Annotated in this window: 7 protein-coding genes; 1 reads left to right on the top strand and 6 read right to left on the bottom strand. The window is 66.9% G+C overall.

Annotated features, from left to right (window positions below):
• Positions 1–150: 150 nt before the first annotated feature.
• Complete coding sequence (locus tag G7A99_RS25960) at positions 151–1,266, bottom strand: glycosyltransferase (protein WP_040409084.1); 1,116 nt, start codon at positions 1,264–1,266, stop codon at positions 151–153.
• Positions 1,263–2,399, bottom strand: coding sequence for a glycosyltransferase (locus G7A99_RS14415; RefSeq protein WP_084594026.1), 1,137 nt, complete (start codon positions 2,397–2,399; stop codon positions 1,263–1,265). Before G7A99_RS14415 ends, G7A99_RS25960 begins: the two co-directional genes overlap by 4 nt.
• Positions 2,400–2,573: 174 nt before the next feature.
• Between G7A99_RS14415 and G7A99_RS14420 the strand changes: the two genes are divergently transcribed.
• The gene (locus G7A99_RS14420; protein ID WP_018716603.1) at positions 2,574–3,713 is read left to right on the top strand and encodes a glycosyltransferase; all 1,140 of its coding nucleotides are present in this window, start codon (positions 2,574–2,576) and stop codon (positions 3,711–3,713) included.
• Between the two features lie 6 nt (positions 3,714–3,719).
• Here the strand turns inward: G7A99_RS14420 and G7A99_RS14425 are convergent, their stop codons facing one another.
• From G7A99_RS14425 to G7A99_RS14440, 4 genes are all read right to left on the bottom strand, one after another.
• The gene (locus G7A99_RS14425; RefSeq protein WP_018716604.1) at positions 3,720–4,709 is read right to left on the bottom strand and encodes an FkbM family methyltransferase; all 990 of its coding nucleotides are present in this window, start codon (positions 4,707–4,709) and stop codon (positions 3,720–3,722) included.
• Positions 4,710–4,720: 11 nt separating this feature from the next.
• On the bottom strand, positions 4,721–6,001 hold the full coding sequence (locus G7A99_RS14430) for an O-antigen ligase (RefSeq protein ID WP_163141331.1): 1,281 nt from the start codon (positions 5,999–6,001) through the stop codon (positions 4,721–4,723).
• A gap of 77 nt (positions 6,002–6,078) precedes the next feature.
• Positions 6,079–7,176 (bottom strand): glycosyltransferase, encoded by a 1,098-nt coding sequence (locus tag G7A99_RS14435; protein WP_018716606.1) that lies wholly within the window; start codon positions 7,174–7,176, stop codon positions 6,079–6,081.
• The coding region (locus G7A99_RS14440; protein ID WP_163141334.1) for a glycosyltransferase family 9 protein at positions 7,173–7,904 on the bottom strand (732 nt) is incomplete at its 5' end. The genes G7A99_RS14435 and G7A99_RS14440, both read right to left, overlap by 4 nt.

Below are 7,904 nucleotides of genomic sequence, written 5' to 3' on the forward strand. Positions count from 1 at the left end.
GTGTGCCCGAGCGCGACGTTGCCCTCGCGCCAGACGCCGCGGTCGTCGGGGCCGCGGTGGCCGAGCCTCGCCACGGCGGCGGTGATGCGCTCCTCCGGCACCGGGGCGTCGAGACTGACACCGGCTATACCGCACATTGATCGCCTCTCGCTAGTGGCTCTTCCACCGCGGCAATCCGAAAACGTCCAGGTAGGCATCCGTAGCCGCACTGACGGAGTACCTGCGGACCGCCGTGCGGAGGGAGTCACTGTCCGGTGGGCTCCGGAGTGTCGCAGCCAGTCCCTTGGCCATTTGCTCCGCATGGTCGACCGGCACTAGTGGACCATATCTGCCGCCGTCCAGGATCTCGGCCGGACCGCTCGGGCAGTCGGTCGCCACTACCGGCGTCCCCATCGACATCGCCTCGATCAACACAAACCCGAGCCCTTCCCACCGGGACGTGAAGGCCAAAACGTCGGCATGGGCCATGAAGGCATAAGGATTGGAAACGAACCCCGCGAAATCCACATGTCCGCTGATTCCGAGCTGGGAAGCCATGGCCACAAGCTCCTCCCGCTGTCGTCCTGCTCCAAGTATTACGAGCCGGGCGTCGACGCGCTCGCGCAGAAGCGCGAACGCCTGAAGCAGCATATCGAAGCCCTTTCGCCTACCGAGCTCGCCGACAGCCAGAATCACCGGCTTGCACCGCGCGCCAAACCATGGGTGATCAGGTCGAGGCTGGGGAGCCGCGAATAAGGAATCTGGCACAACCGGGCTGGGGACTACCGTGATGCGCTCGCGCCCGAGTCCCGTGTAAGCCGCCATGTCCTCAGCGACACCGCGGGAGGTGACAATCACGCTGTCCGCCAATGGGTATAAGCGCCCCATTGAGTTCCGCTGCAACCAACACTCGAATCGCCCGCGGTGACGCAGGTCGATCGATATTGTCGTACCGGAGCTCAACACAAGACGCGAGGCTACTCCAGATAACTTTCGCGCAAGCAAGGCCGTCCGATTCACCCTGTCCTTGTCCGAGAGGATAACCTTGGGCTGCAGCTCCCTGAGCCACCTGACCAATGCAGGCAGCGCTGTGTACACGTGTCTCGCCCCCAAATCGATGGCCATGAACCGCTCATGGGAAAAGTCGAGACTGGGTCCATGCTCACGAACCTTGAGAAGAGCGACGCTATAGCCTCTCCGAACTAACTCCGGCACGAGATGCCGTACCGCAACGTCAACCCCGCTGTGGCCGGATGTTGCAAAGAAAAGGCAGATATCAACGGTCATGAGGTTACCGGTTCCAGACCGAGCGCCTTCAGGTAAGCTCCGGCGCTTGATTCCGCCTTATAGGGCTCGGCCGCCAAACGCGTACATTCCGGCGATAACGGGCTCTCAAGCGCCTGATGGATGGCCGCAGCAAGGGCGGAGACATCGTTGACGGGAACCAAATGTCCCAGACGCCCGCCTTGGAGTATTTCCCTCGGGCCGCTGAAACAGTCCGATGCAACGAGCGGCACCCCCAATGCGGCGGCTTCCACCAAGGCATTGGGCGACCCTTCCCAACGCGAACTCATGACGAACACCGACGCATGCGCCATGAACGCATAGGGATTGGGTTGCCACCCGGGCAAATCCACATCGCCAGCCACGCCGAGACGTCTCGCAAGCGCCAATAACCGTTCCCTCTGGCGCCCCTCACCAAGGATAATGAGTCTGACATGACATCGCGCCCGTACTTCCGCAAATGCCCGTAACAACACACCGAAGTTTTTCTGCCGACGCAGCCCACCGATTGAGAGGACAACCGGAACCGCATCATCACGCAACCATCGATGCGGAACGGGTTCCTTTGACTCATCGTAAAGCGAGTCAACAACAGTCGGATTGGGTAGAGTCCAGATCCTCTCACGTGGCACACCGAGCCCTCTCACCAAGTCATCGGCTATACCCGATGACACCGCAATGAAACCATCAGCACGCCGATATAGCCGCGCCATCTGCATGCAGGTGTACCAGACCCTGATCGGATTCTTGGTTCGTTGCCGCAGTCGGTGAACCAGGGGATTCCCAACCCTGAAGAGGACGCGGGTGTCGACACCCGCAGCGTCCCGGGCGTCAACGGCGAGCCGGTCGTCACGCAGCTTGGCGCTGATGAGCACGGCCGGGCGTTCTTGCTCCAGAAAACGGCGCACCGCCGCCACCGGGGAGCCGGTCTCCAGCTCGCTCAGCGCAACAGCGTCATCGCAGCGGTCGAGGAAAGGGTGGTCACGATCAGCCACCAGCAGATGAACCGTAACGCCCCGCGCCGCAAGCGCATTCGCAGTATGCACCAGCATGCGCTCGACACCGCCATCGCCCTGGTCGGTGATCAGGATCGCTAGACGGTTGTCATGGACCTCTTGTGCGGGGGTGACTGCCATCGGAAGCGGGCGATACCTGTAATTGATCAGAGCCGGTAAGGAGCATCAAGTGCGAAAAGCTCCACAAGAGACGGCTGAAACGATGGGATACTATCACGTACGCCACAGCTATAGCGCAGGAACGCTGATAGACTCGCGCACCAGTAGGCACACAACACCGAGGCGCCCGCTGTCTTGAACCAGCCGATCGACATCGCCCTATTCGGCATGATTAGCCGACACCCCGGACGCAACCAGGGGGGCGTGTCCGTCAGCGTTCAACGCCTCGCCAACGCCCTGGATGCACAAGGCCTTGAGATCCTCGTCGTCACCGCGGAGACCTCCTGCCGCCCAGAGTGGCGTGCGGGACTCAACCCCGGGGTCCAGTTGGCCGCCTGCCAACGCCTGTCACGCTGGCGGCTGACCCTGCGACTCACCGCTATCCTGCGCCGCCATCGGCCGCGCGCATTGATCGCGTTTGATCAGCGCGCGGGACTGATCGCCGCCGCGGCCGGGCGCTTTCCCGGCATTCACAGCCCGCTGTTCTGGTCGCCGCGAATCGCCATTGGCCCCCAGGTCGCAGGAGGCGGCAGATCGGCCCGTCGCGTACTGGCCGGCATCCGGCGCATCCATGCCCGTGCACGGGGCATCATCGCAATCAGTCAAGGCATGGCCGCGGATCTGGGCGCGCTTACCGGCATACCGGCGTCATCCATCACCACGATATATAATCCGATCGTGGACGGAGCGCTCGAACAAAAGGCGAAGGAGCCCGCCCCGGGCCGGTTCGACCTGCCCGAAGACACCCCTCTTCTCGTCGCGAGCGGTCGGATGACGCCGCAGAAGGACTACCCCACGCTGCTACGCGCCGTGGCCAGGGCGAATCGCCGTACGCCCCTGTCCCTGCTGATCCTCGGCGAGGGCCCGGAACGGCCGGCCCTGGAGGCCCTGAGCCGGGAGCTCGGCCTGGGGGACAGAGTCGCCATGCCCGGCTATCTGTCCAACCCGTTTCCGGTCATGCGACAGGCGGACACCTTCGTGCTGAGCTCCCGATACGAAGGATTCGGCAACGTCCTCGCCGAGGCCCTGGCACTGGGTCTGCCGGTGGCCGCCACCGACTGCCCGTTCGGGCCGCGCGAGATCCTCGCCGACGGCCGCTACGGCGCGCTGGTACCCGTGGGGGATAGCGAGGCACTGGCAGAGGCGATCGCCACCACCCTGGAGCACCCGCCGACCCCCGAACACCAGCATGCGGGGGCGGCACGCTTCGAGACCGGGCGAATCGCACGGCAGTACCGCGACACGGTCCTCGGCCCCCCGGGGGATCCCGCCTGAACCCGCTCAGCGCCCACGTATGGCGAGCCGAAGCGCACGCCATGCGGCGCTGAGCTCACGCCGGCGAAAGGCGCCCGCCTGTTCCCGGGAAACCCGTGACAGGACCGCTTCCGGGTCGATGCCGAGCCGTTCCCGAAGGCCGGCGGCGACGGCCGGGATCGACCATACGGCCGCGGCGTAGTCCACGAGGCCGTAGGCCAGCGCGATCACCCCCGCGGACGCCCCCATGTGGACGACGTCCCCTGCCCTGCCGGGCAGCACGTCCGGATCCATCAGGTACAGGACATCGCCGTGAATGAGCTCCCCGCGGGAGAACGGCCGCTCGCCGCCGGCGAGCTGGCCCGGACGACGCTCGCTGTCGCGGCGCCAGGCGTGCAGCTCGGGGAAACCAACGGGGCGCAGGCCCCGTGACTGCAGGGACTCGTCGATACCGGAGAACAGGGGCTGGCCACGATATATGGGGCGGAAACTCACCTCGGTGCGTACTGCCACCAGCTCCTCGGCCAACAGCGAGGACGCGCCGTCGAAGACCGCCTGCTCCCACCCCTGGACATCGATCTTCATGTACCGGGGGTGGTCCACCGCCTCGTCGCGGACGACGTCATCGAGGGCCTGCGTCACGAGGTCCACGGTCCGCTCGGTCTCGTAGCGGTGCCCCCGGGAGAACGACTCGGCCAGTGGCCTGTCCGCCGGCAGCAGCGACGAGCATCCCGGGGCGTGGGTCACGTACAGCACACCGGCCTCGTCCCGGCGCCCGAGCGGGGTGGAGCGCACGCGCAGCGATCGCCACCCCCGGGACTCGCCCGGGGGGAAGTCCGTTGCCCGGGCATCCGCATCGAAACCCATGACATCGACGCAGACGCCAATCCCGGTCAGATCGGGACAGACCGAGCCGCGGCAACCCACGTCGATGGCGGAAAACGCCGACTTATCGCCCATGCGCCCTGCCAGTTCGCGGAGATGGTCACCGACGACGACGGGTTTAATCAGTTCCATAATGTTCTACTCTATTGCCTGCCGGCGGCCGATAACTGATCGCCGCCCCTGCCCGGACGGGACAGATGGAGCGCAACCGCGACCCCGCAGAACAGCGCAATCATGAACGGATTACGATAGCCCTCTATCACGTGATCGGCCATCGACTGCCATGTCATCGCGACGAGACTCACGAATACGCCTCCGGCGACACCGGTGACGTCATCACACAGGGCCCTGAATAGGGTAACCACGCAGAAAACGAATAGTGCGAGAAAAAGACCCAGCCCGATGATGCCGTGCTCGACCATGATGGTGATCGCGGTGTTATGGAAATGGCGAAACCCTCGAGTCGCGACCGCCTCGAACCGGGAATGCGCGAGCAGCTCAGGGGCGCTCGCGAATCCATGTCCGAGAACGGGCTGCTGCCACCATATGGAAAGCCCCTCATAGGCCATCTTGGCGCGGAGGCCGACAGAGCCATTGCCCAGTGCCTCCCAGTTCCCCTGCACCAGCATGTCAAGCGCGTGCTGACCTTTCTCCCAGCGGCCGGCGATGATGTCACCGGCCCCCCAGGCAATCGCCAGGCAGAGTGCGACCAGGACCAGACCGCCGGCCACCGCGGCCCGCAACCAGTAGCGCCGGGGGACCCTTGGGCCGACACCGAGAACGGCCGCCAGCGGCAGCGCGACGGGAACGATCAGCCACACGGAGCGGGTCTTGGCCAGCACGACACTGACAAGGGCGAGCACGAACACGGAAACCAGATAAGCCAGTGCCGCGTTACGCCGCAGCGGCGAGCGCATGCGGCACGCCCCGCGGATGAGTGTCAGCGCGAAAATCGCCACAACCAGGGACCAGAATCCGAAATCCACCGCCGAATCGCCGAACCTGAATCGCCCGTGCCCGTAAAGGGCGCCGGTAAAATCCCCGGGCTGCCATTTCTCGGCCACCCGGACCAGAAGCCCCGCCGGCAGCAGCATGAAGACCGTAAACTGCCACTCCGGCTTGCGGTACAGCCAGTAGCCGGCCGCCAGGGCAGCCAGATAACCGACGGCGATATAACTCTTGAATGCCTCGAACTGGGCCGCCATCGGCACCGCAGGGCGAAGCGGCCCCAGGGCGAGCTGCAGGACGAGGAACCCCAGATACACGAGTGTCAGCCACACGAACGGCGAGCGTGTCAGCCCCACCCGCGCCCGCGGCGCATCGACGACGAAGGCGACCAGCAGCAACACCAGCGCGACGTTGCCCATCGCCACCCCCATCAGCGCGCCACTGCCAAGCAGTAGCAGCGCGAGAATGGCGCCCACGGATACAACCCTGTCCCAGCCTGTCATTACGTAATGCGTGTCAGAACGAACGTTCGCTTTCCCCGGTAGCGACTCGGTCACGGACGACGCGTCTCCTCGACAATGCGTTGGTAAATCGACCGGTTTCCGGCCACCATGCGTTCCACGGAGAACCGGTCGACGACAAAATCGCGTGCCCGTCCCCCCATCTCCTGCCGTTCCCGCGTACTCGAAAGCAGGCCGTTGAGGCGGTCGGCCAGGATACCCGGCTCCCCTGGCGATATCAGCCAACCGCTTTCCCCGTCCATCACCGCCTCCTTGATCCCGCCCGCCGCAGACGCCACAACCGGCACGCCGCAGGCCGCCGCCTGGAGCAGGGTCACGCCGAGGCCCTCCATGTAGGCCGGGTGCGCGAGGACATCGAGGCAGGGAAAGATGTGCGCCATGTCCGTGCGGAAGCCGGCGAACACGAACCGGTCCGCCAGGCCCTGCCCGTGGACCAGCGAGCGGATCGCCGCCTCCCCCGGGCCACGGCCGAACAGCAGGAAGCGGGTGCGCGGATGCGCCGCCAGCACGGCCGGCGCCGCCGCCACGAGCACGCGGTGCCCCTTGCGCGGGATGAACTGCGCGGCCATGCCCACGACGGCCTCGTCGTCGGCCAGGCCGAACTCCCGCCGGAACCACGCACGGTCGCCGCCGGGACGATACGTCTGTGTGTCCACGGCGCTGGGCACGCAGGTGACGCGCTCCGGGGCCAGCCCCTCGGCGAGCAGGACCTCGCGTATGCCCTCGGAGATGGTGATCACGTGGGCGTAGAGGCGGTATTTCAGCGCCACCCACCAGCGCCGTTCCGGGTTGTCCACCCGGCGGCTGAGCACCGCCGGTACGCCGGCGAGGCGGGCGGCGATGCCGCCGATGACGTCGGCGCCGCGGCGGCTGTGGAGGTGGACGAGGTCCGCGTTCTCCTCGCGCAGCACGCGGTAGAGACGGGCACCGAAGGCGACGTCCAGGTCGCCACGCACGGGCATCGCAACCACGCGGTCGGCGACGCCCTGCGCCGCCTCGGCGATCTCGCTGCCCGCGGGGCAGACCAGCACGTGCCGGCCCGGCGAGGCCGCAAGCCCGCGCAGCAGCATCAGCACCTGCAGCGCCCCCCCGTAGAGGTGCATGCCGGTCTCGACGTGGACCACTGTCATGCCGCGGCCATCAGCTCGCGGGCGACGTCGAACACGTCGCCGGGGCGGTGCAGGCGCATGCAGCTGAATTCGCCGCCGCACAGCGGACGCCGGCGGCAGGGCGAGCACCACAGCGGCTCGTAGAGCACGCGGGTGCGTGGGCTCTCGGTCTCCAGGTAGGGACGGGTGGAGCCGAACAGCGCCACGGTGGGCACGGTCAGGGCGGTGCCCATGTGGGTGAGGCCGGTATCCACGCCCACCAGGGCCTCGGCACCGGCGATGGCCGCGGCGCTGGCGCGCAGCGACAGCCCGCCGGCGACGCTGATCGCCGGGCTGTCGGCGACCAGCGCCTCCGCCACCGCGCGGTCCTCCGGGCCGCCGAGCACCACCGGAGTCGCGCCGGTCTCAGCCGCAAAACGCCCCGCGAGGTCCCGCCAGCGCTCGTCGAACCAGTGTTTCTGGGGACGGGTGGTGAACGGCGCGAACGCGACGTAGCGCCCGTTCACCCCGGCCGCGGCGATGGCCGAGCGGGCGGCGGCGTGGTCGTCGTCGCCGAGTGCCAGGTCCATGGGGAAACGGGTGGTGTCCGCGCCGAGGTGGGCGGCCAGGGCGCGGTACTCGCTGGCGATGCGGCGGTCGTCCCGCGGCGGCGCGAGCACCTCGGTCATCAGCCGCTCGCTGCCCTCCCGCGAGCCCAGGCCGATACGCTCGCCGGCGCCGGTGAAGCGGGCCCAGACGCCGCTCTTCAG

The organism is Arhodomonas sp. KWT (genome assembly GCF_010993615.1).

Coding starts and splice junctions, on each gene's coding strand:
- G7A99_RS14415 (WP_084594026.1), bottom strand. CDS start 2,399: ATGGCAGTCACCCCCGCACAAGAGGTCCATGACAACCGTCTAGCGATC.
- G7A99_RS25960 (WP_040409084.1), bottom strand. CDS start 1,266: ATGACCGTTGATATCTGCCTTTTCTTTGCAACATCCGGCCACAGCGGG.
- G7A99_RS14425 (WP_018716604.1), bottom strand. CDS start 4,709: ATGGAACTGATTAAACCCGTCGTCGTCGGTGACCATCTCCGCGAACTG.
- G7A99_RS14435 (WP_018716606.1), bottom strand. CDS start 7,176: ATGACAGTGGTCCACGTCGAGACCGGCATGCACCTCTACGGGGGGGCG.